This window comes from Nonomuraea sp. H19 (assembly GCF_052068215.1).
Taxonomy (GTDB): domain Bacteria; phylum Actinomycetota; class Actinomycetes; order Streptosporangiales; family Streptosporangiaceae; genus Nonomuraea.
Genome location: NZ_JBQHCV010000022.1, coordinates 117,638 through 144,362 on the forward strand (window position 1 = coordinate 117,638; position 26,725 = coordinate 144,362).

Here is a 26,725-nt window from a genome sequence, read left to right on the forward strand (position 1 = left end):
CATATTCGTGCGTAGAGTGAATGCCATGAGCAAAGTCGACTACCGCCGCCAGACCGTCATCGTCACCGGCGCCAGCTCCGGCCTCGGCGCCGAATTCGCCCGTCAGCTGGCCCGCCGCGGCGCCAACCTCGTGCTTGTCGCCCGCCGCGCGGACCGGCTGCAGAGCCTGGCCGCCGAACTCACCCGAGCGCACAGCGTCACGGTGACCGTCGTCGCCCGCGACCTCGGCCTGCCCGACGCCGGCCGCACGCTGCGCGCCGAACTCGAGTCCCGCGGCATCTACGCCACCGGACTGGTCAACAACGCGGGCTTCGGCACCCACGACGCGTTCACGGACGAGGATCCAGACCGCCTGCAAAGCATGATCGCGCTGAACGTCAGTGCGCTGGTCGACCTCAGCCGCGCCTACATCGATCCGCTGACCTCCGCCGACACCGGCGTCCTGATCAACGTCGCGAGCCTGCTGGGCTTCCAGCCGACCCCGTACCTGAGTGTCTACGGCGCCACCAAGGCGTTCGTCCTCAGCTTCACCGAAGCGCTGTGGGAGGAGACCCGCGGTACCGGCCTGCGCGTCCTCGCCGTGTGCCCCGGCGCCACGCGGACCGAGTTCTACGACGTCGCCGGCAGCCAGTCGGCCGACTACGGCGCGAAGCGGGCAACACCCGAGAAGGTCGTGACGATCGCCCTCGACACGCTCGACCGCCGCTCCGCGCCCCCGTCGGTGATCACCAACGGCCGCCCGCTCGCCCTCGCCAGCAAGTTCCTGCCGCGCCGCCTGATCGTCCGGCTCATGGGCCGGATGGCCCGCCGTCAGCGCACGCAGCTCCCCGTCGCCCTTGCTGACAGCTCAGGAACAACATCATGACCATCACAGAAGTCACCACACAGCCCACCGACGCGGAGCGCTTCCGTCACATCCTCGAAGTTCAGCGCGCCGCCTATCTCCGCGACGGAGCGCCCTCATGGGCGGCGCGGCGCAGCGATCTGCACAACCTCAAGGCGGCGCTGATCGCCCGGCGCAGCGCCATCGAGGAGGCGATCAACACCGACTTCGGACATCGCTCGCGACACGAGACCGCGATGATGGAGCTCGTGGGCGTCGTTCAGGGCATCGACTACCTGGAGCGCAATCTCCGTCGATTCATGCGCCCGACCCGCCGCCACACCGCCCTGCACATGCGTTTCGGCACCAACCGCATCGAATACCAGCCGCTCGGAGTGGTCGGGGTCATCTCACCGTGGAACTACCCCGTCAACCTGTCGCTGATGCCCGTCGTCACCGCGATCGCCGCCGGCAACCGCGTCATGCTCAAACCGTCGAAGTTGACCCCGGCGACCAACGCCGTGCTCGCGTCGATGCTGAGCGAGGTCTTCCCGCCGGAGCAGGTCACGATCGTCAGCGGCGACGGTTCCGCGTTCTCCTCCTTGCCTTTCGATCATCTCGTCTTCACCGGCAGCACCGAGGTCGGACGAGCCGTGATGAAGGCGGCGAGCGAGAACCTCGTCCCCGTCACGCTGGAACTAGGCGGCAAATCCCCGACCATCATCGCCAAGGGACACGTACGGGACCAGACCGTGTCCGACATCGTCTTCGGCAAACTCCTCAGCGGTGGGCAGACCTGCATCGCCCCCGACTACGCCCTGGTGCACGAATCCGAGATCGACGCCTTCGTCGACAGCTACGACAGACTGGTGAAGGCGGCCTACCCCGACGGCCCGACCAGCAACGACTACACCTCGATCAGCAACGACAAGCAGTACGCGATCCTCACCGACCTGATCGACGACGCCCGTACCCACGGGGCACGGATCATCGAGGTCGGACACCGGCCGGGCGAAGCGGCCCGCCGCCCGCACACCCTCGCACCGACCGTCGTGCTCGGCGTCACCGACGACATGCGCATCGCCCACGAGGAGATCTTCGGCCCCATCCTCCCGATCTTCTCTTACCGCGACATCGACGACGCCATCAACTACGTCAACACACGACCACGACCGCTCGCGCTCTACTACTTCGGCAACGACGACCCAGACCAGCGCAAGGTCCTCGACCGCACGACCTCCGGCAACGTCACCATCAACGGCACCATCATGCACGTCGCACAGGACGACCTTCCCTTCGGCGGCGTCGGCGCGAGCGGGATGGGCAAATACCACGGCATCGAGGGCTTCCGAACGCTCAGCCACCCCAAGGGCATCCTCGCGCAAGGTCGCTGGAACGCCACCCGCCTCCTGTATGCCCCCTTCGGCAAGCGTACCGACGCTCTTCTCAACTTCTTCCTCCGATGAACACATCAAAACCGAGAGGAGCTCATGTCCACCGACACAAAACAGCACCCGTGATGGTCGCCGGCCGTGGCCGGCACTCTTCCCACGGCAGCAGGTGGCCGCTCCAGTCGGCGTACTCGTTCGAGCCGAGCACGGCCACGTCGCCGGTGCGCAGTTCCTCGGCCAGGTAGCAGAACACCATGGCCTCGAAATGCCGGCGCGCCACCATGCCGGGGCGGCGCCGGCCGGTCACCGCGCGCCGCCAGTTGCCCGGGGCGAACGCGATCCCCGACTCCGGCTCATCCTCCTCCACCGGGGGTGGCAGCGGGATGAGTCGCGGCGCCATGGAAGGCGGCGACGACCTCTTCGATATCGGCCAGCTGCGCGGCGAACCCGCCGGCCTGCTCCACCGCCGCCCGCACGGCTTGCACACTGTGCGCCTGCACCACGAGCGCCGATCTGATCGAGTTCGGCGCCGCGACAGTTTCAGCGCAGCTTGCTGAAGAACTCCCGGACGTCGCCGACGAGCAGATCGGGGGCCTCCATGGCGGCGAAGTGGCCGCCGCGGCCGAATTCGGACCAGTGCACGACAGTGTGTTCGAGCTCGACGGTGCGCCGGATCGACACGTCCAGGGGGAACACCGCGACCCCGGTCGGCACCGTGGAACGCTCACTCGCGCCCCAGGCTCCGGCATGCGCGGTCTCGTAGTAACTGTTGGCCGAGGATCCGGCGGTGCCGGTCAGCCAATACAGCATCACGTTGGTGAGCAACAGATCCCGGTCCACCGCGTCCTCGGGCAGTTCGGCGGCCGGATCGGTCCACTCCTTGAACTTTTCCACGATCCAGGCCAACTGCCCGACCGGGGAGTCGTGCAGCCCGTGCGCCAGGGTCTGCGGCCGGCTGATCTGGATCATCGCGTAGCCGGACTGCTCGGTCGTCAGGTACTCCAGGTGCTCCACCCGCGCCCGCTCGGCCTCCGTCAGCTCCCCCATCTCGTCCGGGTCGACCTCGGTGAACGCGGAGAGCCCGTTCGCGTGCACGCCGACGACCTTGTCGGGGTTGAGCCGGCCGAGCCCCGGGGCGATGACCGCGCCGGTATCGCCGCCCTGCGCGCCGTAGCGGTCGTAGCCGAGCCGGTTCATCAGCTCAGCGAACGCCCTGGTCACCCGGTTGGTGTCCCAGCCGGCCTCTCCGGTCGGCCCGGAGAACCCGCTGCCGGGGATCGACGGGATCACCAGATGGAACGCGTCCGCCGGGTCACCGCCATGTGCCCTGGGGTCGGTCAGCGGGCCGATGACGTTCAGGAACTCCACGATCGAGCCGGGCCAGCCGTGGGTCAAGATCAGCGGCAGCGCGTCCGGCTCGGGTGAGCGCACATGCAGGAAGTGGATGTTCTGCCCGTCGATCTCGGTGGTGAACTGCGGGTACTTGTTCAACTCTCGCTCGTGGACGCGCCAGTCGTAGCCATCGCGCCAGTATTCGGCCAACCCCTTGAGGTAGCTCACCGGCACCCCGCGACTCCAGCCGACATCGGGCAGGTCCGCGGCCCACCGGGTCCTGGCCAGCCGGTCGCGCAGGTCGTCCAGGTCCGCCTGAGGAATGTCGATGGTGAAGGGCCGGATCTCGCTGTTGTTCTCCATGCCGATAACGCTAGGAGCCGGTTAGGTCAGACTCCGTCCTAGGCCAATGGCAGACTGCAACCATGTGGGAAACCTCGGCACGGCTGCTGCGACTGCTCTCGCTCCTGCAGACCCGACGCGACTGGTCCGGCGCCGAACTGGCCGAGCGACTGGAGATCACTCCGCGCACCGTGCGCCGCGATATCGACCGGCTGCGCGGCCTCGGCTACCCCGTGCTGGCCACCGCGGGCACCGCCGGCTACCGGCTGGGTGCCGGCGCGGACCTGCCGCCGCTGCTGCTCGACGACGACGAAGCCGTCGCGGTCGCAATGGGACTGCGAACCGCCGCCGGCGGTTCGATCACCGGCATCGAGGAGACCTCAGTGCGGGCCCTGGCCAAGCTCGAACAGGTACTGCCGTCCCGGCTGCGCCACCGGATCAACGCCCTGCAGTCGATGACGGTGCCGATGGCCAACACCGGCCCCACCGTCGACCCGAGCACCCTCACCGCCATCGCCGCCGCCTGTCGCGACTCGCTGCGCCTGCGCTTCGACTACCGCACCCACGACGGAACCAGCAGCACCCGCACGACCGAGCCGCACCGGCTGGTGCACGCGGGCCGGCGCTGGTACCTCATCGGCTGGGACGTCGACCGCCAGGACTGGCGCACCTACCGCGTGGACCGCCTCGACCCGCGCACGCCCACCGGCCCCCGGTTCACCCCGCGCACCCCGCCAGACCCCGATATCAGCGGCTACACCTCGCGGTCGATCTCCACGTCGGCCTACCGGTACCAGGCCCGGTTCACCCTGCACGTCAGCGCCGAGACCGCGGCGGAGCGGATCGCCCCCACCACCGCAACTCTGGAGCCGATCGACGAGCACAGCTGCACCCTGCGGGCCGGGTCCAACTCGCTGGACGAATTGGCCATCTACGTGACCACCAAAGGATTCGCCTTCCAGGTGCACGAACCCCCGGAGCTTGTCGAGCACGTCAGGACGCTGGCAGCCCGGCTCGCCGGCGCGACGGACTGATACCGCGGTCGGGGCCGGGACAGCAGGAGTGGGTGATCAGGATGAGCAGGCCGGCGCTGCGGGGAGCCGGCCTGGACGTCGTGCCCGCGGGGATGAGCCTGCCCTCGGCCAACGACGGGTCTTGGCCGCGAACTCCGCGAGGGTTCGGGAGAACAGCTCTGGATGCTCCAAATTCCTGGTTGAGGCTGCCCAGTTCGCGCAGCCCGGCCAGCAGGGTCTGCTTGCCCGCCCTGCGCAGGTCATCCACGGCGGTGGCCAGATGCTCCGGGCGGCCGCCGGAGTACATGCCCTTAAGCATCCCGACCAGCGCACCGGCCGGCAGCAAAGCCATGATGGCCCGCTGCACCGCGTCCGCCCGGGCCGCTCTGGCGGACCCTCCGGAGACGACCAGCCCGGCCAGCCGCTCCGGAACGGCCAGGGCAGTCAGCAGGGCCACGGTGGCATCGTGACGGGGGTTCCCACCCAGAGTTTCCAGGTGATCCGCCCGCCCCACATGCCACGGCCCTCCGCGGTCCCGAACAACATCCCGGCCTGCCTCTCGCCTCAGCTCGGGAACCGTCACGGTTCCGCTGGGGAGGGTCGTGGTCACTCCCTCGAAGGTTCCGTCGTCGGCGCTGGCCGAACCCGCCGACTGGCCTCGCATTCCTGGCCAGGGCGTGAGCGCCGCCGCCTTCAGGAATTCCGGGCGCGACCGCAGAAGATGACATGGCCGTGTGATGAATATCATCACTAACAGGTGTTAGATGCTCCTACCGGCCCTCATCCCGCATATGGCAACTCTGATATAAGAGCGGCGCAATGTGCCGCAAGCTGCGGGGAGGCCGTCGTGGACGTGGACTTCGCCATTCTCGGGCCCCTCGAGGCTCGCCGGGACGCGGTGCAGCTGGACGTCGGTTCGTTCAAGCGGCGCATGCTCCTGGCAGCACTGCTCGTCCGGATCAACAATGTGGTCTCGGTGTCCTCACTGATCGAGGCGGCCTGGGGTGACGCTCCGCCCAGGACCGCGCACAAGAATCTGCAGGTTTATGTCGCGGCGTTGCGCAAGGATCTCGGTCTGCGTGACGACCTGCTCTACGTCCCGCCCGGATATCGACTGCGGTTGTCCGCCCATCAACTTGACATGCTCAGGTTCACGGAACTGGTCAAGTCGGGCCGGCGAGCTCTGCGCGGTGCCGACACGCGAACAGCTCGGCGACTGCTGCGCGAAGCGCTGGACTTGTGGCGTGGCGATCCGTTGCCCGATCTGGCGCACGTACCACTGATCGCCGCAGAGGTGGCGCGGCTGACCGATCTCAGGCTGACCGCCTTCGAGGACTGGGTCGAGGCGGAGCTCGATCTCGGTCACCATGCGCTGGTGGTGGATGTCCTGACTGAATGGGTCAGGGAGAATCCCTTCAGGGAACGTCTCCGGCGTTGTCAGATGCTCGCCCTCTACCGCTGCGGCCGGCAGACCGAGGCATTCGCCGAGTTCGAAAGTCTGCGGCAGGCGCTCACCAGGGAGTTGGGCCTGCGGCCAAGCCCGGTGCTGGAACGCCTCTATCAGGCGATTCTTCGAGGCGATGAGGATCTCGAACCTCCGCGTCTGGAGAACGACACGGTCGCTCACATGAGCATGCTGCCGAGGGACCTGGCCGATTTCGCCGGACGTGGCCAGCAGATCCAGGACATCCTCGACGCCTTCGAAGCGGGAAAGCTGAATCCGCCCGTCGTGCTGTTCGGGCCCGTGGGCAGCGGCAAGACGTCGCTGGCCGTTCACGTCGCGCACCGGCTGCGAGCGAGGTTCCGGGACGGCCAGGTATTCGTCGGGCTCAGGGACGCCTCGGGCGAGGAACGGCGCGCTGCGGACGTGGTCGCGGAGGTCCTGCGCATGACGGGCTTCGGCGGAGATCTTCCGGTGTCGCCCGAGGAGCGGGTGGCCGCGTATCGCGCGTGGCTGGCGGAGCGACGGGTTCTCCTCGTCTTGGACGACGCGGCCTCACCCGCACAGGTTCGCAGCCTGATCCCCGGTACGGGCGACAGCGGCGTCATCGTCACAAGCAGGAGACGCCTGGACGCGGTGGAGTCGGCCTATCACGTGGCGGTTGGCGCCTTCGATCAGTCACAAGCGCTTGAGCTGCTCCGCGGCCTCATCGGAGATCGGCGAGTCGCGGCCGATCCGGCTGCGGTGCGCCGGATGCTGACTGCCGCCGGGTTCTTACCGATGGCGATCCGGCTGGCGGGCGCGCGCCTCGCGGCGCGGCCCGATCTTCCCCTCTCGGATTTCGCCGCCCGGTTGGCCGACGATCGGCTCCTGCTCGACGAGCTGACGGTGGGGGATCGTTCGTTACGCGCGTGTGCGGCGAGTCTCGAACGGGATCTGGATCCGTCCACGCATCTGGCGTTGAGGAGATTGGGGTCCGCATTGCCGGATGAGCAGTTCACGCTTGGCGACGCCGCGACACTGCTGGGGCCGGACGTGGCGCAATCGGCGCTGGACGCTCTGGAAGAGGCGCAGGTGATCGAGGTCGAGTCGCGCGCGAACGGGGTCTATCGCATTCCGCGCTGGGTGAGGTTGTTCGCCAGGGAGTCAGCGATGAGGGAGGGTGTCTGACTCTTCCACCAGGTCGCTCAGGGCGGAGAGCAAGCGACGCGCCGCTTGTCGCCGCTGAGCGTTCGTGTCCTCGCGGATGGCCCGCGAGTAGCTCCGGATCACCCGCAAGGCGACCGAGGCTTGATGCGCGAACATTACCAGGAGCTCCAGCTCGGCGATCGCGGCACGAGCCTGGGGATGCGGATCCAGCACTTCGAGGACGCCCAGGGCCTCGTCGCCATGAAGCAGCGGAACGGCCATGAGGGACCTCGGCACGTAGGCGGTCGACTCCGCGATGTCCCGGGCGAAGATGTCGTTGCCGGTCAGGTCATCGACGATCATCGCCTGTCGCGAGGAGAGCACCCAGCCCGCGATCCCCTGCGTCGAGGGGAAACCACGTCCGATGAGGGCCCCCTGGCCTTGACCGGAAACCGCCCGGAAGATCAGTTCATCGCGTTCGAGGTCGTAGAGGAAGATCGAACTGGCCGCCGCACAGTAGATCGCAAGGGCTACGTCGACGATCGACTGAAGCAGGGCGTCGTGGTCGGCATCGAACTCGATGTTCATGGTTCCCGCCTCACATTTCTCGCGTTCATGTACAGAGCGTTCTTCACCTGGAAGGTGGTCAGGCGCGGACACCCGCTCAGCACGAGTGCGCACAGCCCGGTGACATGGGGGGTGGCGAAACTGTTACCGGTGCATCGCCTGCGTCCGCCCCCCGGCCACGCCACCTCCACGTTCGAACCATGTGCGAAGAACTCCACGGGAGGGCGCGGATTGTAGATGAGCAGAGTGGGATCATCCTCGGCGTGGCTTCCCACCGAGATCACTGATGAGAACCGCCATGGATAGCTCTCAACGGGGAGGTTGTGCGCGGACGCCACGATCACCGTCCGGCGGAAGTAGGCGTCGTCGCTCGCCTCCCTCAGGTCTTCGGCCAGACGCCTGCGCGTGGTGGACAGGCTCAGGTTGATGACGTCGAATCCCTGCTCCACGGCCCAGCGCAGGCCCGCGACGAACACGTCGCCGCGGCCTGCGAAGCCTGGCCCGAGCACGCGGACGCTGTACAGCTCGCATTCCGGCGCGATCTTCCTGATGATCCCCGCGCATGCCGTGCCATGCCCGCAGACGTCTCCGGCCTCCGTCTCTCGCACGACCATCCCGTCATCCTCGGCCAGCACCACGTATGACCCCTGAATCGGCCCGACCTGCGGATGGTCAGGCTCGATGCCGCTGTCGAGTACGCAGACCCGGACCCCGCGGCCCGTCAACCCCGCCAGCTCCGGCGCGCCGGCCCACCAGTTGGTGGTGACGTTCAGATCGTCCGGCCGGTCCTTCAGGCTCCATAGCACCGGGATCACCCCGCCTTGCTCGCGCGCAGACCGCCGGCGAGGGCCAGGTCCGCGCGTGCGCCGTGAGCATCTCCTTGAGCGGCCCGCACGTGGGCCCGGTCCGCCAGGACACGGGCTCGCATGAGCGGCGAGTCGGTCGTGGCCGCGATGTCCCAGGCCTCGTCCGCGAGCGGACGCTCGGCCAGGATGCGGGCCTTGAGGCTCAGGAACTCCGCCCGGAGCATGGGCTGAGCGCCGTCAGGATCCGCCAGCCCCTCCCGCACCAGGGCATAGGCCTGATCCACCTGGCCCTGTTCATACAGCACCCGGGCGAGATCTCTTGCGGCGGTGACGCGCAGCTGGGCGTCGGCGAGTGCGCTCGCGGCGTCGCGAGCCCGGCGCAGCAGGGCTTCGGCGTCCGCGGCGCGTCCGGCCAGGTGAGCGATTGATGCCGAGAACATCGGCACGAAGGCCGCGGCGTAGACATGTCCGAGTTCGGACAGAATCGCCTCGGCGCGGGCGAGCGCGCTCTCCGCCTGGTCGAAGTCGCCTTGCAGGGCGAGCAGGACCGCCAGCGGGCACCGTACGACGGCCTGGACGGTCCTCCGGCCGGGCCCATGCCGTGACAGCAGCTCCCCGCATCGTGCGACCCCGACCGAAGCGGGTTCGGGCCCCAGCCACAGTGAGACCGCGAGCGCACCCAGCGCCGTCGCCGTTTCCAGCTCCGCATCGGCCAGGGTCGCATGGGCGAGCCCGCGTTCCAGCACGGTCCTCGCCTGTGCGAACCGGCCGTCGGATTGGGCTTGCTGGCCGAGCCGGACCATGGCGCGGGCGAGTCCGAGATCGTCGCCCGCCGCCTCGAAGACGGCCGCCGCCTCCCGTGCGTTCACCTCGGGCAGGCCTCCGTCGAGGTAACTCATATAGAGCCTGGCGTGGCAGGCCACCCGTTCGTCTCCCAGCCGCAGCGCACGATGGAGCAGTGACACGCCGTGGGCGGCATCGCCGAGGGCGATCTTGGCTTCTCCCAGCCGCTCGACCACCAGGGGGTTGCGGTCACCCGTGAGTGAGTACGCGTCTTCCAGCAGGTGGACCGCTCTGGACAGATCGCCATGGCGCAGTGCCTGATCACCGCCGCTCGCCAGGCGCGTGGCCGCCCTGTCACGCAGCCGCAGCGTGTCGGGGTCCGGGCGCATGAGCTCGCATCGGAGCCGGTAGGCGATGGCCAGGTGGGTACCCACGGTGGCCGGCTGCTCGCCGGAGCGGTCGAGATGGTCCGCCAGCCGCTGATGAAGATCGGCACGAGTGCTTTTGGAGGTCTCCGCGTAGACCACCTGCTGGATGAGCGTGCTGGTGAACCTGTAGCGCTCACCGGTGGGCTCGACAAGCTGTTTGCGCGCGAGCCTGATCAGAAGTTCGTGCGGATCGGTCTCGTACAACGCTTCCAGCTCGGCCTGGCCGAAATCGCGCCCGATGACGCTCGCGCAGGTGAGGACCTGCCGCTCCGCCGAGCGGAGGGCGTCGATCCGCGCGGAAAGGAGCGCACGCAGCGTGGGGGGCACCCGTTCGGGTTCCACCCCGTCACAGATCAGCGCGACCAGCTGCTCGAGATAGAACGGGTTGCCTTCGCATCGGCGCACCACACGTTCGAGCACGTCACCGTCGTGCGCGGTGGTTTCCAGCAGTGCCGCGGAAAGGCGACGGCAGTCCGGGGCGGACAGCGGCTGGAGAACGAGAGACGCCGGTGCGGCGGGGGTGTCGGGGCGCGACGCGCAGAGGAGCATCACCGGAACCTCGCTGAGGCGTCCTTCGAGTTGCCGGAGCGGGTCGAGCAGCTCGGAACTCGCCCAGTGCAGATCGTCGATCGCCAGGAGCACCGGTACGCCTGCGGCCTTGAGGCATGTGGTGATCGCCCAGAGCGTCTCTTCGGGAACGGGGCCGAGCGTGCCGTTCCTGAGCAGGCCCCGGTGGAGCACATCGTGAGCGGGTCCTTCCCGCTCTCCAAGGGCCTGGCGCAGCGCGTCAGCGAGGGCGCGCAGCGCCCCGCCTTCTCCGTACGGCATGCAGCGTCCAGCGCCGAAGAGCGCGCCGCGACGTGTGGCCCTTTCGGCCCAGAACCGCACCAGCCGCGTCTTACCGAGGCCCGCATCCCCGATCAGCGTGATCCTGTGGCAGGCGTTCAGCTCGATCACCTTGGCGAAGACGGAATCCAGCTCTCGCAGCGTCTGCTCCCTGTTGACGAAGGGCGCGTCGAATCTGCGGCTGATCGCCGGATCGTCCTCGCGCACTCCCCGCAACCTCCACGCGCGCACCGGCTCCGCCTTGCCCCGCACGGACACCTCGCCGAGCGGGGTCGTTTCCAGCGAAAGCCCGGTGAGCGCGTGGGCGCCCTCCCCGATCAGAATGCCCCCAGGGGGCGCCTGCTGCTGCAGTCGCGCGGCGACATTCACCACTTCGCCCGTCACCAACGCCTGACCGGCCGCGGCGTCGGAGGTTGTGGCGACCTCTCCCGACTCGATCCCCATGCGCACGTTCAGACGTACGTCCAGGCGCTCGGCCACGTCGTCGTTGAGCCGGTCAATGGCTGCGCGCATGGCCAGCGCCGCCCGCGCGGCCCGCAGCGCGTCGTCTTCGTGCACGGTGGGCAGCCCGAAGACGCCCATCACGGCGTCACCGATGAACTTCTCCACCACTCCGCCATGAGATTCGAGGCAAGCCCGCATCGCCTCGTAGTAGCTGAGCATGACCGAGCGAAGGGACTCCGGATCCAACCGCTCGCTGAGCGCGGTGGACTCGGTGAGATCGCAGAACACCATCGTGACCTGCTTGCGTGTGCCGGACACGCCCCGCTTCTGCAGGCGGCTTCCGCAGGCGGGACAGAACCGCGCTCCCTCCGGCGCCGTCGCCGCGCAACCGGGACATCGCATCAGAAGAGCAACCCGCCAATGATGTGGGCTTCGACTTCCGGCTCCGTGTCGAGGAGCCGCTCGTGGACCGAGATGAGCATCGCCACCTCCGCCGGGCTCAACCCGGCGACGATCGCGCGCTGCTCCTCGCTGATGACCTGCAGGTCCAGACCCGCCTCGGTCAGCTCGCGAACGGGGTCAAACGCCATGGGTCTCCCTCCCAAGCATGACAAGATCTGCAAAACGAGCTTCGCCGTACCGGCGCATGAAGCCTGCGGGGCCCGCGCCAAGCTGGGAGTGGATGACCTGCTGCTCCAGGTAGGCGATCGCGGGATGAGGAGGTGCTTCCTGATCGGTGCCGAGGAGGCGGCAGCTCCCGCAGTACCCGCCGTCGGATCGGCCGGAAGCCCACTGAGGTCCACCCGTGCGGATGGCGCGAAGCAGGGGTGACGTCCGGCAGCGTGTCCGTACCGACCGCCAGCTGTCGGTGGAGACGTGGCCGAGACGCAGGTGACCGGGAACCGGGCGGTGATCGAGGACGTCCTGGTTGCAGCAGGCGGCGATGGTCCCGTCTGGGGATACCGTCGGCCACGCGGCCATCGTGCAGGGGCGGAGCTGTCCAGGACGGGGCCGCTCGTCCGCGGGCGACCACGCGCGCGCACGGCCGACCGCGCGGATGCGCCCCACCAGGATGGGGACCCCATCGCGGAACTCCCGCCTGATCGTCTCGATGACCTCCGTGAGGTAGGGATCATGGGGGCCTGTCCCCACAACATGGAAGCTGACCGCGACCCCCCGCTCTGCGAGCGCGTGGACGAGACGGAACGCGTTCACCTGGGGGACCTCTCGCTGATGGAAGACGTCCAGGCTCACCGAAACATGGGCGACGTCATCGAGAGCGGGAGGGACGCGCGGCGCGAAGAACCCGCCCGTGAGCACCATCGTCCGCGTGCCCACGCGGCGGGCGGCCGAGGCGATGGAACCGACCAGCCGAGGGCGCAGCATGGGTTCGCCACCGGTGAGCATGATCAGCTCGGGCCGCTCGTCAGGCTCGATCGTCTCCACGAAGCGGGAGAACTGCTCCGCAGGGTGCTCTTCACTGGACAACAGCGAATTCGTCGAGCAATGGGCACAGGTCAGTGGGCACCGGCGGGTGATCGCCATCAGGAGCGCGGCGGCCGGCACCGGTCGCAGGGCGAGAATGTCCGCCAGATGCATGCCTGTCCTCCAGGGCTACCGTTGTTCTGCCGGTACGGGCGAGGGCGATGCGCTCCGCTTGTCCGCCGGTACCGGCGAGGGCGATGAGCTCTGCGCGAGGACGGTCTGCGCGGCCAGGCGGGCGCCGGGCATCGCCCGCAGTTGTGAGCCGAGCCTGCGCGCCTGAAGAGCGAGCCTTGGGTCGGCGAGTGCGGCCGACAGCACCTCGACGGCCTGACCGGGATGGTCGGAGAACGGGACCGCCACACCGGCCCGGCGGCACGCCGCAGCGAGAACCGGTTGTTCCGACCCGTTCGGCGCGACCACGAGCGGGAGGTCGTGCCGGAGCGCCGCCAGGACCGGGGCAGAGGTGGCATTGGTGAGGACCAGGCTCGCCAACGAGATCAGGGGATCCATCCACGGCTTGCGCACGACGAGCAGGTCACCGGCGGGTGCCGGATCAGGATTGCCCGACCTCCCCAGCTCCACGACGGCCTGGAAAGGGCTGCGGGTGAAGGCGGCGTTCAGTCGCGGCCACAGGCTGTCGCCCCCGAAGGTGCGGCCAAGGTGCACATAGACGACCGGCTTTCCGATGCGCCGCGTCTCTTGCGCGAGCAGCGCAACGCTGTCGGGATCAGGGGGCGGCTCCCACGCGCACGGCCCCACGTACAGGGCCTCGCCGGGCAGCTCCGCGCCGGGGGGCTCCAACGCGGGGTGTCCCCGGAGCAGGAATGCCGAACCCAGCAAGGGTTGCTCGGGATATCGGTCTCGGCGCGGAGCCATGCCGGTCCGGGAGCGGATCTCGTCGTAGAGCCCGCGCACTTCACGGACTCGCCAGTCGCGCTCGGCGGTGTCGCCCTCATCTGGTCCGCCGCCGCGATACGGCCACAGCCACGAGCTGAGACCCAGCACGACGGCGGGGATGTCCAGCCTTTCCGCGGCGAGCAAGGCGCCATGGCACAGGATGGACGTCAGCAGCACGTCCGCGCCGAGATCATGAGCCGCGTCCATGACAGCGGTGTGCTGGGCCGCGCCTTCGGCGATCCAGTGCCAGGAGCCGACCGAGAGGACCAGGGAGGGGCCGTACTCCTCGACGTTCAACGCGAGCAGCCCGGCGCGCGTGACCGTGGCCACCGCTCCGGGGCTGCAGAGGACCGCGACCAGGTGACCTCGTGCACGCAGTTCGCGCCCGATCGCCAGTGTGGAGTACAGGTAGCCGGGGTTGCTCAGGGGGCAGAGGAGCACTCGCATCGATCCCCCTCCGGGCACAGGCCGAGATGGTGGCCGCAGAATGCGAGGACGTCGGTGTGCAGCCCGACGACGCGGGAGGTCGCCCGGCCACCGTGCCCGACGTGGTGCTCGATGCGCACAACGATCGGATCTCCGCCTGTGGAGGCGTACTGCAGTGCCGCTGTGAATTTGCGGGCATGGGCCGGGTCGACACGGCTGTCGCCCTCGAACGCGCCCACCAGGACCGGCGGATAGGCCGTTCCCTCCCTCACGTTGTGGTACGGCGAATAGGAGAGCAGGGCGGAAAGGTCATCAGGGTCGTCCGCCGTGCCGTACTCCGAGCGCCAGCTGGGCCCCATGCCGGATCTTTCATAGCGGACCATGTCGGTGAGCGGGGCCAGGCATACGGCTGCCGCATATTTCTCCGGATGCTGCGTCAGGGCCGCGGCGACCAGGAGGCCGCCGTTGGAGTTGCCGACGATGCCGAGCAGGCGATGGGTGGTCCAACCCTGCCGGATCAAATGATCGGTGACGGCGTCGAAATCGTCGAAGACTCGCTGCTTGCTCCGGCCCATGCCGGCGCGGTGCCACCATGCGCCCTCCTCGCCACCGCCGCGCAGGCATGAGATCGCGAAGACACCGCCCGCGCGGACCCAGGCGATGACGTCGGGGCTGTAGACCGGGGCCATCGACGCGCCGAACCCGCCGTATCCGGTGAGGATGGCCGGACGCGGCCGGTCCGGTCCTCCCGCCGGCGAGATGACGAAGACGCGGACCGGCGTGCCGTCATGTGACGTGGCGGTCTCCACGGTGACCCGGACCTCGCCATCGTCCTCCTCCCGGGAAGACGGACCGGGGGACCAGGTCCGCAGCCGCTCGTCCAGGGCGTCGAAATGCAGAACCGTCCGGGGTGTGGTGTGGTCGGAGTACGAGAACCAGGCCTCATGACCGGGAGAGGGAGGCGTGTGGAAGGGGCCGACACTGCCGTTTCCCGGTAACTTCACCTGACCCAGCTCACGACCGTCGCGTAGGTCATGAAGCGTGATCTCGGAGACGGCGTGACGGGACCACGAGACGAGTGCGACAGGATGGGGAAGCCTGTCATCCGTGAGCGGGACGAAATCCTGCAACACCGCGTCGCGGCGTTCCGGGATGATCGTTCTCCACGTCGCCTGCCCAGGATCGCCCGGCGTGGTCGAAACCACCCTTCCCCGGGGCGCCGCCAGTGTCGTGCGCAGCCACATCGTGTCGCCTCCCGAGGTTCCGGGGACGATTCTGGTGTGGGTCCGCGCGACGTCGCCGACCTGAACGGGCCTCAGCGCCGGGCGGGCGGGGTCGCTCAGCCAGAGGTCGGCCAGCCACAGTTCATTGTGTGGCGACGTGCCCGCAGCGGCGGAGACGGTGAGCCATCGGCCGTCCGGGGAAATGCCCGCGGTGTAGAACTGTGCGGCCGCCCGGCCGGCACCGAAGATCAGGACATCCTCCGTCGCGTCGGTGCCGATCCTGTGCAGGTAAATCCGCCGGTGGTACAGCTCCTCGCCCGGATGCAGCTCCGGAGGCAGCCGCCGCACGTAGTAGAAGGACGCGCCGCCGGGCAACCAGGCGACGGACGTGCGGCGTACCCGGTCGATCGGCCCGTCCACGACGACTCCCGTGGCCACGTCCCGTACGAGCAGGACGCAGTTCTCGGTCCCTTGGAAGGAGAGCTGATACGCCATCAACTCTCCTTCCAGGGAGGGATTCCAGGCCTCCAGGACGGTGTCACCGGACGGGTCGATCTCCAGCGGATCGACGAGCACCCGGTCGGCCCCGCCCTCAGAGACGTGAAGAGCGGCGTGTTCGGAATTCTTCGTCATGCGGGTGAAGAATGTCCGGGGCCCGCGAAGTACCGGCGCAGAGGTGGTTTCGTTGCCTGCCAGCTCGCTCAACCGGCTGGACCACTCCGTACGGTGAGACCACTGTCCGCGGCAGCGGAGATAGAGTTCTCGCTGCCCGGCCTGCCAATTCCGGGTGCGATTGTCGCGCGCATCCTCGAGCCATCGATAGGGGTCGGGCACGGCCATTCCATGTAATATGTCCCGCTGGTTCGACCGGGGAGCGTCTGGATACCGCACCGGCATCTCCTAGAGGCGTCCCAGGGCGGCCAGATCGTCAAGGAGAGCGGCGTCGACGGCGTCGTGAAAGCGATTCCATGAATCCGTGTCGGCGAAGTTCAGGAAATCTTCCTCGCAAGTCGTCCAGCGCGGTGCCGCGATCTGATCCGGCTGGTAACCGTCGAAGACCGTGCCGACCTGCCACTCTGGTTTGCCCGCGGTCTCCCAGCAACTGGACAGGCTGCCGTCGGCGCTGACCACGGCCCCGTACCTGCCGCCAGTGAAGGAGCAGGCCGGACATGGCACGACTTCGCGCGGGCGGCCCACCCGGAAACCGCAGGCGAGCGCACGCCGGTTCCAGTCGATGAACTGCTGTAGCAGCCGTTCTGAGGCGGAAACGTCGTTGCGATACCCGATCCCGACATCTCCCACGATCTTGAAATATATTCCACACCGAGCGGTGTTCAGGCGCTCTGCCAGGCGTTCTATCAACCGGTCGATTCCGGGAAGATTCTCCGCGGTCACGTTGACCCGGAGCGAGAAAATAATGTTCGTCTCGTCCTGAACCTCACGGATGTTCCGCACGATCTCGTCGAACGTGCCGCCCCCTGTGCGCTTCACCCGGGTCGCGTCATGGTCGGGCAGGTCGCCGTCGAGGGTGATCTGGATGCCGCGCAGCCCGAGCTCGGACAGCCGCTTGATCGGGACGCTGTTCAGCAGCGTTCCGTTCGAGATCATGTCGGCGTGGCGCAGCCCGAGAGGTGCGGCCGCTTCCAGGAGCTCCGCACACCCGCGGGGATTCAGCAGAGGCTCTCCGCCGAACAGCGTGATACAGAGCCCGCTCAGCCCGGCCTCGGCCATCCGGTCGCGCGTGAATTCGATGATCTTCTTGATGGTGGCCGAGCTCAGCCTGGTGTAGGCGATGCGTGGCGGGGCGGTGCCACCCGACTCGTCCTGGCCCAGATTCTGGAAGCAGTAGGAACAACCCAGGTTGCAGTGAGTGGTGGTCAACACCGTCAGGCTGTAGTTCTTGCGGGTGGGCGGCTTGAGCAAACCCTGCGAGGCGAGCCATTGGATCGTCTCCGCCGTCGGCGCGCCATCGTGGTCGACGTGCCAGGGATACAGCTTGGCGACCCCGTTGCCGGGGCCGAGGAACCACCAGTTGCGCTCGCCGCGAAGCACACGAGGTCGCGTTTCGTCGTCGCGGTGGCGTCCTTCGAACATCTGAGTGCCTCCTGGGCCTTTCGATGAGCCAGGGGCGTCTTCCGCGGCCGGGCGGACCGCGGAAGACGCCGTGGAGCGGGGGGTGGCCGCCTCGGGGTCCGGTCCGGTCTCGTGCGCGGACCCCACCACAAAAGCGGCTGCTAGCTTTCGATGGGGCCATCCGAGCCGAAATGGCCGCAGCTGAAGCCGGCCAGGCACGGAGTGTCCTCGTTGCCCTCTTCCGAGTGGGCCAGGACCTCCGGCCTCATGGCCGCCTTGATTCGCTGGTCGAGCGAGCCGAGGAACTGTACTTCGCTCTCACTCAGCTCGCTGAGAACGCCGAGCGCCGCCGGGGAGGTTTTCGCGGTGACGATGCCGGCTGCGCGGAGCGCGTCGAGTGCGTTGAAAGTCATGATGCCCCTTGCCTTTCGGTCGTGGAGGACTATGTAATTTCATAATGTGCGGGACCGGCCGGGCGGACAACCCTACGATCGTATGCCTCATTAATCGCCCGTCCCGCGCGCTTTTCTTTTGCTTTTCACGTGCTCGCGCAACGCATTGTGAGCCACCACGTCAGGCGTCAGCGCGGTTTTGATCCGGGAGTTCAGTGACGTGAGGAAACCTATTTCCTCCTCGCTCAGCGTGCGGAACGCGGATATCGCTTCCGGGGTGGTATCCGTCACGATGATCCCGAGTTCGTGAAGGTGCCGTATGGTGTCGAGGTCCAGAGGCTGTCGATTCTCCCCGTCGCTCGGCGGGGATTCGTCAGGCTGCTCTTCCGGGCGGCGTAGGCTCCGCAGGGCCGTGCTCGCCGACGCGACAGCGGTAATCGCCAGGAGCGATACGCCGCACGCCATCAAGGCGCCACTGCCTCCCAAGGCGCCCGACAGAAAGCCTCCGATGACAGGCCCGAGTGGAGAAAACCCTTGGAAGGTCAGGGTCACCATCGACATCACCCGCCCCATCATGGCGCTCGGGACGAGCTGACCCATGAGGGCCATGAGCGCCACGTTCAAAGCGGGGGAGGCAAGACACGAGGCGATGATGGGAACAATCGGCCAGTGCGTGCCGAGCGGGAGTGGAATGAGGCAGTACGAGCCGCCCATCAGGAAGCAGACCAGCAGGAGGAGTTTTCCGGGGGGCAGCACTTTGCTCAGCCGGGTGGACAGGAGGGAGCCCACGAGTCCGCCCACTCCCGCGCCGGCCATGATGATTCCCGTGTCGAGCGACGCTCCTCCGCGTTCGCCGACGAGGACCATGACCGGAATCCAGATGGCGTTGACGAGCGGATTCATGAAGAGCGCCACACCGATGACGGCCCGCAGGCCGCGCTGCGCGAAAAGCCAGCTGAATGCCTCGATGAACGCGTTCTTCATGCTCGTGGAGCCGGCGGCCTGTTTTCGCCCGGACTCGGCGGGCCGGCGCGGCACCTTCGCCGCGACATAGCAGAGCGTGGAGGCCGCCGAGGCGAGCATCTCGAAGGCGAACGGCACCGCACGGTTGAGCGAGTAGAGCAGGCCACCCATCGGCGGCCCGACGAGTTGAATCCCATAGGACCGCGCCTGGTTCTGTGCGTAGGCCGCAGCCAGCTGGGTTTTCGGCACCAATGCCTGCAGCGCCGCCGCGTGCGCCGGAGCTTTGACCGCTCCCGCGCAGCCGCTGATCGCCGACAGCAGGACCACATTCCACGCGGAGACGGCGTCCAGCTGCACGAGTATCGCGAATGCGCCCCAGACCAGCGCCAGCACGGCCTCGGCCCCGACGAGGATCCTTCTGCGATCCATTCTGTCCACCCATACGCCGGCCGGGGCGCTGATGAGAAGTCCCGACACCATGCCGACCGTGGTGGCGGCGCCGGTCAGCACGGGTGATCCGGTGGAAGCGAGGATCAAGAGAGGCAGCGCCAGGCCGACCGCTGAATCTCCCAGGGACGAAACCGCGGCGCCGGCCCACAGGAACTGAAATCTCCAGTTCCTCCTCAGCGGAAGGTCGCTGCCGCTGCGCTCATTCATGGTCACCTCTGCCAGGCCTAGCTATGGAAGTGTTTCCGCCCACGATTTCTGGTGGGCTTGCCGAGCGGCGTGTGGCGGCCAGACACCCGTTTCCAGAAGGCCGTGCGCATAGGCATAGGCGACCAGCTCGGTCCTGTTCTTGCACCCGAAGCGGGCGAACAGCCTGCCGCAGTGCTCCGCTGCGGTCGGTTTGCTCACGTACAGGCTTTGCGCAATCCGCTCTGTAGAGAATCCTGCCGCCAGCAGAGTCAGTAGGTTGAGGTCCCGGTCCGAAAGAGAAATGCTCGAAGCCATCCGACTGTTCACCTGGAGCTTCTATCGATTGCTGGTTCTCTCCTCGTTGTGCCGCTGATTCTGAAGTGGCCGGCCAGGAAACCGGTATTGCCCTGGTATGGCTTCGGCTTCGCCGGCGAGGCGAGAGAAGAGTTCGGTGGTCATTCGCATGCTGTGCAGCGCGCTCGTGCGCAGGGCGAGGCCGGTCGTGGAGTCCAGGGTGAGCTGATCCAGTAAATGATCTACGGCGTCGCGGTGTTCGATGTCGAGTTCGGCATGGCTGCGCATGGTGCGGAAGGCGGCCCGGGGGTATCCGGTCAGCCGTTCGAGATGGGTGATGAGCGCGGCGGTCGGCGGATGACCTTCCATGACCGCGATGTAGCCGAGAAGGCTCACCGGGTGGTGATGGAGCACCCAGTAGTACTGGGGCCCGACCAGTTCGGCGACGACGGGTGGCGGTGTGCCTGTGGTCGGTTGCCCGATGGCGGCGAGATCCTCCTTCAGCCACTCGTCGTGACCCGCCTCCTCGCGCGCGTGCTCCTCGAAGTAGCCGGCGAGCCGGTCATGGCCGAGGTCGTGGCTACGATCGCGAGCAGCGGTGAGCAGCGGGACGGTGGCCTGGATGACGGCGTGCATGACCCTCAGGTATTCCGGATAACGCCGCCCCAGATCGTTCGCACGCCAAAGACGAGCGCTCGCGGCCAGCAGCGCGGGCTCGGCGAGAGAAATCGTCGCCCGCAGCATCCGGCTCGGCGTCATCGCGCGCTCTCCCCGGTGAGCAAGGCCAGTGCGGTGATCGATCCTCCGCGGTTTTCGCCGAGCCGTCCCATCAAGCGCCAGCAGACCTGGCAGATGTGCCGGAATTCCCGATCCTCCAGACCCGCGAGATGGGTGAGGGGACCGGGCCCGTGCGTGCTGATGAACCCGAGGAGCGGGTCCGCCTTGAAGGAGTCGAGGGTTGCCCGGAGTCCGGCCGCGTCACGGGCATGCCGTCGCAGCGAGGCCGGTCCGCCACCGGTGATGACGGTCTCGTTGCAGCATGCCGACACTCGCCCGTCGTAGCGGACCACGGGTGCGTCGGCCACGGTGCACGGTCCGAACGTCCGCCCGGCACGTGCGGGCAGGACAGCGCGCAGGCCCCGCGCTCGGCCGACTGGGAGGAGGCCGGTCACGTGGATCTCGGCGTGGTCGCGCCACGAGGCTCCCAAGGCGCGGGCGAGCAGCGACTCCGCCTCGTGTTCTGCTCCTATCGTCTGCAGCACCAGCCAGCAGCCCGCGTCGGCGATCGCCTTGATCGCGGACAGAACCCGGTCACCGGCCAGTCGTGCGGCGTGAAAGGCGTCGGTCCCGAGCACGACACAGCTCGATCGGCCGAGCACGCGGCGGACCCATGGCGCGGGGTCTCCCCAGTAGCCGCTGGTGTAGAGCACCACGGACTTTCCGGCTTCGACGAGCTCTTGAGTCGCGAAGGCGAGGCCGCGCCGCTCAGCGAACGGCTCGCCACCGGAGATGCCGACGATCTCGAAGCTTTCCACGCTGCAGAGCACGGAGACGACCTGCTCGAACAGCGGCCAGTCGGAGATTCGTGGTCCGTCCGGGCGTGCGTCCACCGAGCAGTGGGCGCAGCCGACCGGGCACCGATCTGTGAGGTACAGCAACGCCGAGGCCCATCGTCGCCTTCGGGCCGCCTCGATGCACTCGTAAGTGAGCATGCCGCATCCTGCGGGACGCCGCTTGAGGAAGAGTTCACCCTCGGTATGGGATCGCTTATGGATCACGGAATGCTGATCGCTGTCAAGCCGTTGCGTTAGCCGCAAACGGTGGCAATGCTTCCTGTGTGCCCCAGACCAGGGTTCCAAGACCGCGGGCGGTCGCCCGGGCTCCGCTGGAGGTGCGGCTCAGCCGCGCGGCAATCGCGGCCTTCGCCGTCTTCCTGATGAGCCGCACGTTCGCCCATTATCTCCAGGCTGGTGTCGCCCACCGGTTCCCCGCCCTCATCCTGGCGACGGCCGTCGTCGCCCTCTACGTCCTGGCCGCATGCACGGCGCTGAGCCGACGCCGGCGGCGGTGGGTGATGGGGGCGATGGCGCTCCTGGTCTACGCGCCCCTGCCGCTCTTGGGAGAGTGGTGGGCGGCCTCGGGGGTCTTCCTCGCCGCAGCGGCGCTGGGACTTCTCGGCCGGCCGTACTCTCTGCCGGCGTTCGTGTCGGTGGTCTTCGCGGAGGCGCTCAAGTCGATGCTCCTCGGGGATGATCTCGCGGAGGTCATGTCGTGGACGCTGACCGTCACGGTGGCGGCCGTCCTGCTGGCGGGCCTGACGCATTTCGCGGAGACGGCGAGGGTGCTCTACACGACCCGGGCCGAACTCGTCTCGGTGATGGTCGCGGTGCAGCGGGCCAGGGCGATGCGCGAGCTGGAGGGCATCGTCGGCAGCCGCCTCGACGCCATCGCCGCGCAGGGCCACAAGGTCCTCGCCGACGCGGACGGCGAGACCGAGACCGTCAAGAAAGAACTGCGCCGCATGCTCGACGTGGCCCGGGAGGCTCAGAGAGAGATGCGAGGGTTTCTGCAGCAGGAGCAGCAATTCCGATCAAGCACACCTCGACGGCGGGATGGTGGGCAAGTCCAGAGGTCCACCACTCCGCCGGGAGCGGCATCCAACACCACCTCGACTGGAGGACTGTGATGACAGTGGGAGCATTCAGCGAGAACAGGCTGGAAGGGGACACGCTCGGCTGGGACCTCGCCCAGCGCAGACGGTTCGGCGAGCTGACCGCCATGTCATGGCTCGACGCCGGCCTCAGGCTCCGCTACGAGCGCGAGCCCGTCTCGGTCCTGGCCGAGTACGGCATCCTGCTCGCCGACGGCGTGAGCGCCCCGGCACTGCCGCCGAAACCCCGTACCGAGCTGGTCGTCGAGAGCTTCGACGGGCAAACGCTGCCCCCGCCCCCGCCCCCGTGCCTGATCAGCTTCTGCTTCTGCCTGGCACAACACCCCACCGGAGCGGACAACCGATGACCATGCGCCCAGTGGAGGCTGCTCGCGCTGGGCCCCTCCGGCCCGCCGACGACCGGTGTACGTGCCTCCGGCTCGCGCACTGACACGCGGAAAGCTCGCGCACTGACCCGCTGGAGAGAAGGAAACCCCATGGACGCTCGGCCGGGATTTCGCCGCCACTTCCGGGTGGAGGCCATCGAGGGAGATGGGGTTTTCCTGGTCTCCGAGCGCGACCTGCACATCCTCACCGGCCGGTCGATCGAGGCGGTGGCTGGCCTGCTCGACGGCAAGCACACCGTTTCCGGCATCGTCGCCGCGGTGGAGCCCGACATCCCGCCCGAGCACGTCTATTACGTCATCCACCAGCTCAGAGAGCGCGGTTTCCTGGTGGACGTCACCGAGGATCTGGAGCGGGGGACGGCCGCCTACTGGGAGATGGCGGGACGGCAGGCGGAAGCGGCGGTCGCGGGTGTGCGAAGCGGGCGGGCCCACGTGCTCACCGTCGGGCAGGTGCCCGGCGCGGAGCTGTGCCGGCTGCTCGCCGCCGAAGGGGTGGAGGTCACCGGCCCGGAGATCGCGGGGCTGGAGTCCGCGGGGCTGGAGTCCGCGGGGCTGGAGTCCGCGGGGCTGGAGTCCGCGGGGCCGGAGTCCGCCGGGCCTGAGGTCGCGGCGCTGGAGGAAAACAGGCTGACCGTGGTCATGACCGACGACTACCTCCGCGGGGAGCTCGCCAAGATCAACGAACGGCACCTGGCGGAGGGACGGCCGTGGCTGCTCGCCCGCCCCGTCGGTCCCGTCCTGTGGTTGGGGCCCGTCTTCCAGCCGGGAGAGGGCGGCGGCTGCTGGCGCTGTCTCGCGCAGCGGCTGGAAGGGCACAGGCAGTCGCTCGCGTACCTGGAGGACCGGCTGCGCAGCACGAGTCCGCTCGCCATGCCCATCGCCGACCTGCAGCTGACCCGCCAGGCGGGCGTGCGGCTGGTCGCTGCCGAGGCGGTCAAGTGGCTGGCAGGGGTGCGCAACGAGCAGCAGCGCCACGTGACCACCTTCGACACCCAAGGGCTCGGCGTCTCCCGCCACGAACTGCGCCCCAGGCCCCAGTGCCCCGGCTGCGGCGACCCGGGGCTGATGGCCGCGGCCGCCGGGCTCCCGATCGAGCTGCGCTCACGGTCCAAGACCTTCACCGCCGACGGCGGCCACCGCTCCCGGCATCCAGAGGACACCGCCGAGCGGTACGGCCACCTGGTCAGCCCCGTCACCGGCGTCATCAGAGATCTCGTCAAGGTGGAGACCGGAACGCCATTCGTCAAGGCGTACCTGGCCGGGCACAACGTCGCCCGGCAGGCGCGCGACCTGAGCGCACTCCGCAAGGGCCTGCGCAGCCAGAGCGCCGGCAAGGGCATGACCGACCTGCAGGCGAAGGTCAGCGCCATGTGCGAGGCGATAGAACGCTACTCGGGCGTCTTCCAGGGCGATGAGGCCAGGCATGCGGCGAGCTTCAGGGAACTGGGCGCGGACGCCGTCCACCCGAACGCGTGCGCGCTTTACAGTGAGGCGCAGTATCGCACCAGGCAGGCCAGGCATGTGACGGGCGGCCACGACTACGTCGGCGATCCCCTCGACGAGGACGCCGTGATCGAGTGGACGCCCGTGTGGTCGCTGACCGAGCAGCGGCACAAATATCTGCCCACCGGCTTCCTGTACTACTCCTACGACCCCCGCCCCGCAGGACCGGTCTACGCCTGGGCCGACTCCAACGGCAACGCTGCGGGCTCCTCGCTGGAGGACGCCGTCGTGCAGGGCTTCCTGGAACTCGTCGAAAGAGACGCGGTGGCCCTGTGGTGGTACAACCGCGTCCGCCGTCCTGCCTTCGACCTGGCCGGCTTCTCCGACCCGTGGATGAACGAGCTCCAGGAGGTCTACGCCGGGCTGGACCGCGAGCTGCACGTGCTCGACCTCACCACCGACCTGGGCGTGCCCGTGGCCGCCGTCATCAGCCGCCGTGTCAAGGGACCGGCCGAGGACATCCTCATGGCCTTCGGCGCCCACTTCGACGCCCGCATCGCCGTGCAGCGGGCCCTGGCCGAGATGAACCAGTTCATGCCCGCGGTCATCGATGTCGGCGAGGACGGCGGCGCCCGCCGCCACTTCCCCGACAGCGACCAGCTCACCTGGTGGAAGCACGCGCGCCTGGAGGAGCACCCCTATCTTGCGCCCGCCGGGCCGCCCGTGCCCCCATCGGTGTACGACCAGCCTTTCACCACCGATCTCCTCGACGACATCGATGCGGCCCGCGCGCTGGTCGAGGGGCGCGGGATGGAGATGCTCGTGCTCGACCAGACCCGGCCCGACATCGGCCTGCCGGTCGTCAAGGTCATAGTGCCGGGCCTGCGCCACTTCTGGCGGCGGCTGGCGCCCGGCCGCCTCTACGACGTGCCCGTCGAGCTCGGCTGGCAGGCCGAGCCCACCCCGGAGGAGCAGATGAACCCCATCACGATGTTCCTGTGACCGTTCCAAGCCTCGCCCCGGTGAGTCCCGGTGTGCGGATCGGCCTGCGCGAGGACGCCGTCGTGGAGCCGAGAGACGGCGCGCTCACCATCACGAACCCCTTCGGCGCGCTCAGCGTGCGCGGCCTGCCTCCCCGCGTCGAGTCGCTCCTGTGCGAGCTGCCGGGCACGCTCGCCGGGCAGGACGAGCTGATCGGCAGGCTCGTGGCCGCGGGCGGGGCGAGCCAGGAGATCGCCCTGCTGCTCCTGACCCTCTCCCGGCTCAACCCGATCCTGGTGCGCGCGGTCGATCCGCTCCTGCGGATGGTCCCCATCGCCCGCGACGCCGCACTCCGGCCTGCCGCCCTGGACCCCGGCGACACCGTGCGCCTGTCGAGGTTCGCGCTCGTCCGCAGGTCGGGAGATGAGCTCGTCCTGGAGTCCCCGCTGTCGAGGCACAGGGTCACGCTGACCGAGGCCGCGATGCCGCTGCTCGCGGCGCTCGGCCGCGCCGTCATGGTCAAGGAGTCGCCCGAGGCGCTGAGCCACCTGGTCGCGGCGGGGCTGGCGTGCGCGGACGACGCCGAGGAAGAGGACTCGGGGCTGCGTGCGTGGGACTTCCACGACCTGCTCTTCCACAGCAGGAGCAGGACGGGAAGGCACGACCAGCCGTGCGGGGCGACCTTCCGCTTCCTGACGGAGCTGCCGCCGGAGCCGGCTCTCAAACCCCTGCCCGGCGGCCCTGCCGTGGAGCTGTTCCGGCCCTCACTGGAGGAGGCCGCCGCGGCCGACCCCTCTTTCACCGCGGTGCTGGAGTCGCGCAGGTCGGTGCGCGAGTACGCCGACGCGCCGCCGACGGCCCGCCAGCTCGGCGAGCTGCTCTACCGGGCAGCCAGGGTGAGGGAGGTCTTCGCGCCGGCGCCCGGCGTGCCGTACGAGGCCAGCAGCAGGCCCTATCCGGGGGGCGGCGCGGTCCATGAACTGGAGCTGTACCTCGTCGTCAGCAGGTGCGAGGGCCTGGACCGCGGCGTCTACCACTATGACCCGCTCGGCCACAGGCTCATCACGCTGCCTGCCAGGACCGAGGACGCGCAGGCGATGCTGGCCCTCGCAAGCACGGCGACGGGCGGTCTCGTACGGCCCGACGTGCTCATCACCATCACCGCGCGCTTTCAGCGGATGTCCTGGAAGTACTCCGGCCTGGCCTACGCCACCACGCTGAAGAACGTCGGCGTGCTCTACCAGACCCTCTACCTGGTGGCCACCGCGATGGGGATGGCTCCCTGCGGCCTTGGCAGCGGTGACACGGATCTGGCCGCCCGCACCTTCGGGCTCGATTGGGCGAGAGAGTCGTCGGTCGGCGAGTTCCTCATCGGCGGGGCCCCGCGCGACGCGGCGCTCGCCGCCGCTCGCCTGGAGACCGGCGCCCGCAGCGGCGAGGAGACCGTGCGAGTGGCGCGGGCCAAGGGATGGCTGGAGGATGATCCGATCTCCACCGGTGGTTGATTCGGG

At 68.5% G+C, this 26,725-nt stretch carries 23 protein-coding genes and 1 pseudogene; 8 read left to right on the forward strand and 16 right to left on the reverse strand.

Going from position 1 to position 26,725, the window contains the following annotated elements; genetic code table 11:
- Positions 1-25: 25 nt before the first annotated feature.
- Positions 26-865: an SDR family NAD(P)-dependent oxidoreductase gene (locus ACTMTI_RS39070; protein ID WP_441125791.1), complete on the forward strand. Its 840-nt coding sequence runs from the start codon at positions 26-28 to the stop codon at positions 863-865.
- Complete coding sequence (locus tag ACTMTI_RS39075) at positions 862-2,289, forward strand: coniferyl aldehyde dehydrogenase (protein ID WP_441125792.1); 1,428 nt, start codon at positions 862-864, stop codon at positions 2,287-2,289. The genes ACTMTI_RS39070 and ACTMTI_RS39075 overlap by 4 nt, the downstream gene beginning before the upstream one ends.
- Positions 2,290-2,356: 67 nt before the next feature.
- Here the strand turns inward: ACTMTI_RS39075 and ACTMTI_RS39080 are convergent.
- Positions 2,357-2,684: pseudogene (locus ACTMTI_RS39080) on the reverse strand (Tn3 family transposase); the annotation flags it as partial.
- A gap of 70 nt (positions 2,685-2,754) precedes the next feature.
- Positions 2,755-3,909 (reverse strand): epoxide hydrolase family protein, encoded by a 1,155-nt coding sequence (locus tag ACTMTI_RS39085; RefSeq protein WP_441125793.1) that lies wholly within the window; start codon positions 3,907-3,909, stop codon positions 2,755-2,757.
- Positions 3,910-3,971: 62 nt separating this feature from the next.
- Between ACTMTI_RS39085 and ACTMTI_RS39090 the strand changes: the two genes are divergently transcribed.
- Positions 3,972-4,922 carry a helix-turn-helix transcriptional regulator gene (locus ACTMTI_RS39090; RefSeq protein WP_441125794.1) on the forward strand — a complete coding sequence of 317 codons (951 nt, stop codon included), beginning with the start codon at positions 3,972-3,974 and terminating at the stop codon, positions 4,920-4,922.
- Here ACTMTI_RS39090 and ACTMTI_RS39095 read toward each other — a convergent pair.
- The gene (locus ACTMTI_RS39095; protein ID WP_441125795.1) at positions 4,882-5,358 is read right to left on the reverse strand and encodes a hypothetical protein; all 477 of its coding nucleotides are present in this window, start codon (positions 5,356-5,358) and stop codon (positions 4,882-4,884) included. The genes ACTMTI_RS39090 and ACTMTI_RS39095 overlap by 41 nt on opposite strands.
- Before the next feature lie 390 nt (positions 5,359-5,748).
- Here ACTMTI_RS39095 and ACTMTI_RS39100 point away from each other — a divergent pair, with 390 nt between their 5' ends.
- Entirely contained in the window at positions 5,749-7,512 is a 1,764-nt protein-coding gene (locus ACTMTI_RS39100; RefSeq protein WP_441125796.1) for a BTAD domain-containing putative transcriptional regulator, read from the forward strand.
- Here the strand turns inward: ACTMTI_RS39100 and ACTMTI_RS39105 are convergent.
- The 13 genes from ACTMTI_RS39105 to ACTMTI_RS39165 form a co-directional block, all read right to left on the reverse strand.
- Positions 7,489-8,058 (reverse strand): GAF domain-containing protein, encoded by a 570-nt coding sequence (locus tag ACTMTI_RS39105; RefSeq protein WP_441125798.1) that lies wholly within the window; start codon positions 8,056-8,058, stop codon positions 7,489-7,491. The genes ACTMTI_RS39100 and ACTMTI_RS39105 overlap by 24 nt on opposite strands.
- Positions 8,055-8,843, reverse strand: coding sequence for a S8 family peptidase (locus ACTMTI_RS39110; RefSeq protein ID WP_441125799.1), 789 nt, complete (start codon positions 8,841-8,843; stop codon positions 8,055-8,057). The genes ACTMTI_RS39105 and ACTMTI_RS39110 overlap by 4 nt, the downstream gene beginning before the upstream one ends.
- A 5-nt stretch (positions 8,844-8,848) precedes the next feature.
- Positions 8,849-11,662 carry an adenylate/guanylate cyclase domain-containing protein gene (locus ACTMTI_RS39115; RefSeq protein WP_441125800.1) on the reverse strand — a complete coding sequence of 938 codons (2,814 nt, stop codon included), beginning with the start codon at positions 11,660-11,662 and terminating at the stop codon, positions 8,849-8,851.
- Between the two features lie 83 nt (positions 11,663-11,745).
- The gene (locus tag ACTMTI_RS39120) at positions 11,746-11,934 is read right to left on the reverse strand and encodes an aroma-sacti cluster domain-containing protein (protein ID WP_441125801.1); all 189 of its coding nucleotides are present in this window, start codon (positions 11,932-11,934) and stop codon (positions 11,746-11,748) included.
- On the reverse strand, positions 11,924-12,943 hold the full coding sequence (locus tag ACTMTI_RS39125; protein WP_441125802.1) for a radical SAM/SPASM domain-containing protein: 1,020 nt from the start codon (positions 12,941-12,943) through the stop codon (positions 11,924-11,926). Before ACTMTI_RS39125 ends, ACTMTI_RS39120 begins: the two co-directional genes overlap by 11 nt.
- A 15-nt stretch (positions 12,944-12,958) precedes the next feature.
- Positions 12,959-14,173 carry a glycosyltransferase gene (locus tag ACTMTI_RS39130; protein WP_441125803.1) on the reverse strand — a complete coding sequence of 405 codons (1,215 nt, stop codon included), beginning with the start codon at positions 14,171-14,173 and terminating at the stop codon, positions 12,959-12,961.
- A complete protein-coding gene (locus tag ACTMTI_RS39135) occupies positions 14,149-16,272 on the reverse strand; it encodes a prolyl oligopeptidase family serine peptidase (protein WP_441125805.1) in 2,124 nt (707 codons plus the stop codon). The genes ACTMTI_RS39130 and ACTMTI_RS39135 overlap by 25 nt, the downstream gene beginning before the upstream one ends.
- 3 nt (positions 16,273-16,275) lie before the next feature.
- On the reverse strand, positions 16,276-17,469 hold the full coding sequence (locus tag ACTMTI_RS39140; RefSeq protein WP_441125806.1) for a radical SAM protein: 1,194 nt from the start codon (positions 17,467-17,469) through the stop codon (positions 16,276-16,278).
- Between the two features lie 140 nt (positions 17,470-17,609).
- A complete protein-coding gene (locus tag ACTMTI_RS39145; protein WP_441125807.1) occupies positions 17,610-17,861 on the reverse strand; it encodes an aroma-sacti cluster domain-containing protein in 252 nt (83 codons plus the stop codon).
- Positions 17,862-17,951: 90 nt separating this feature from the next.
- Positions 17,952-19,460, reverse strand: a complete 1,509-nt coding sequence (locus ACTMTI_RS39150) for an MFS transporter (RefSeq protein ID WP_441125808.1) — start codon at positions 19,458-19,460, stop codon at positions 17,952-17,954.
- Between the two features lie 21 nt (positions 19,461-19,481).
- Complete coding sequence (locus ACTMTI_RS39155; protein WP_441125809.1) at positions 19,482-19,754, reverse strand: response regulator transcription factor; 273 nt, start codon at positions 19,752-19,754, stop codon at positions 19,482-19,484.
- A 21-nt stretch (positions 19,755-19,775) separates the two neighbouring features.
- A complete protein-coding gene (locus tag ACTMTI_RS39160) occupies positions 19,776-20,492 on the reverse strand; it encodes a hypothetical protein (protein WP_441125812.1) in 717 nt (238 codons plus the stop codon).
- Positions 20,489-21,445 (reverse strand): hypothetical protein, encoded by a 957-nt coding sequence (locus ACTMTI_RS39165; RefSeq protein ID WP_441125814.1) that lies wholly within the window; start codon positions 21,443-21,445, stop codon positions 20,489-20,491. Before ACTMTI_RS39165 ends, ACTMTI_RS39160 begins: the two co-directional genes overlap by 4 nt.
- A gap of 125 nt (positions 21,446-21,570) precedes the next feature.
- Between ACTMTI_RS39165 and ACTMTI_RS39170 the strand changes: the two genes are divergently transcribed.
- The 4 genes from ACTMTI_RS39170 to ACTMTI_RS39185 all read left to right on the forward strand — a co-directional run bounded on the left by ACTMTI_RS39170 (position 21,571) and on the right by ACTMTI_RS39185 (position 26,719).
- Positions 21,571-22,419: a hypothetical protein gene (locus tag ACTMTI_RS39170; protein ID WP_441125816.1), complete on the forward strand. Its 849-nt coding sequence runs from the start codon at positions 21,571-21,573 to the stop codon at positions 22,417-22,419.
- Positions 22,419-22,751 carry a hypothetical protein gene (locus tag ACTMTI_RS39175; protein WP_441125818.1) on the forward strand — a complete coding sequence of 111 codons (333 nt, stop codon included), beginning with the start codon at positions 22,419-22,421 and terminating at the stop codon, positions 22,749-22,751. Before ACTMTI_RS39170 ends, ACTMTI_RS39175 begins: the two co-directional genes overlap by 1 nt.
- 129 nt (positions 22,752-22,880) lie before the next feature.
- Positions 22,881-25,235: a TOMM precursor leader peptide-binding protein gene (locus tag ACTMTI_RS39180; protein ID WP_441125820.1), complete on the forward strand. Its 2,355-nt coding sequence runs from the start codon at positions 22,881-22,883 to the stop codon at positions 25,233-25,235.
- The gene (locus ACTMTI_RS39185; RefSeq protein ID WP_441125822.1) at positions 25,232-26,719 is read left to right on the forward strand and encodes a SagB/ThcOx family dehydrogenase; all 1,488 of its coding nucleotides are present in this window, start codon (positions 25,232-25,234) and stop codon (positions 26,717-26,719) included. The genes ACTMTI_RS39180 and ACTMTI_RS39185 overlap by 4 nt, the downstream gene beginning before the upstream one ends.
- Positions 26,720-26,725: the final 6 nt, after the last annotated feature.

Excerpts from the sequence above, each read along its gene's own strand:
- ACTMTI_RS39070 (WP_441125791.1), top strand. The coding sequence starts at position 26 with ATGAGCAAAGTCGACTACCGCCGCCAGACCGTCATCGTCACCGGCGCC.
- ACTMTI_RS39075 (WP_441125792.1), top strand. The coding sequence starts at position 862 with ATGACCATCACAGAAGTCACCACACAGCCCACCGACGCGGAGCGCTTC.
- ACTMTI_RS39085 (WP_441125793.1), bottom strand. The coding sequence starts at position 3,909 with ATGGAGAACAACAGCGAGATCCGGCCCTTCACCATCGACATTCCTCAG.
- ACTMTI_RS39090 (WP_441125794.1), top strand. The coding sequence starts at position 3,972 with ATGTGGGAAACCTCGGCACGGCTGCTGCGACTGCTCTCGCTCCTGCAG.
- ACTMTI_RS39105 (WP_441125798.1), bottom strand. The coding sequence starts at position 8,058 with ATGAACATCGAGTTCGATGCCGACCACGACGCCCTGCTTCAGTCGATC.
- ACTMTI_RS39120 (WP_441125801.1), bottom strand. The coding sequence starts at position 11,934 with ATGGCGTTTGACCCCGTTCGCGAGCTGACCGAGGCGGGTCTGGACCTG.
- ACTMTI_RS39125 (WP_441125802.1), bottom strand. The coding sequence starts at position 12,943 with ATGCATCTGGCGGACATTCTCGCCCTGCGACCGGTGCCGGCCGCCGCG.
- ACTMTI_RS39130 (WP_441125803.1), bottom strand. The coding sequence starts at position 14,173 with ATGCGAGTGCTCCTCTGCCCCCTGAGCAACCCCGGCTACCTGTACTCC.
- ACTMTI_RS39135 (WP_441125805.1), bottom strand. The coding sequence starts at position 16,272 with ATGCCGGTGCGGTATCCAGACGCTCCCCGGTCGAACCAGCGGGACATA.
- ACTMTI_RS39140 (WP_441125806.1), bottom strand. The coding sequence starts at position 17,469 with ATGTTCGAAGGACGCCACCGCGACGACGAAACGCGACCTCGTGTGCTT.
- ACTMTI_RS39145 (WP_441125807.1), bottom strand. The coding sequence starts at position 17,861 with ATGACTTTCAACGCACTCGACGCGCTCCGCGCAGCCGGCATCGTCACC.
- ACTMTI_RS39150 (WP_441125808.1), bottom strand. The coding sequence starts at position 19,460 with ATGAATGAGCGCAGCGGCAGCGACCTTCCGCTGAGGAGGAACTGGAGA.
- ACTMTI_RS39155 (WP_441125809.1), bottom strand. The coding sequence starts at position 19,754 with ATGGCTTCGAGCATTTCTCTTTCGGACCGGGACCTCAACCTACTGACT.
- ACTMTI_RS39160 (WP_441125812.1), bottom strand. The coding sequence starts at position 20,492 with ATGACGCCGAGCCGGATGCTGCGGGCGACGATTTCTCTCGCCGAGCCC.
- ACTMTI_RS39165 (WP_441125814.1), bottom strand. The coding sequence starts at position 21,445 with ATGCTCACTTACGAGTGCATCGAGGCGGCCCGAAGGCGACGATGGGCC.
- ACTMTI_RS39175 (WP_441125818.1), top strand. The coding sequence starts at position 22,419 with ATGACAGTGGGAGCATTCAGCGAGAACAGGCTGGAAGGGGACACGCTC.
- ACTMTI_RS39180 (WP_441125820.1), top strand. The coding sequence starts at position 22,881 with ATGGACGCTCGGCCGGGATTTCGCCGCCACTTCCGGGTGGAGGCCATC.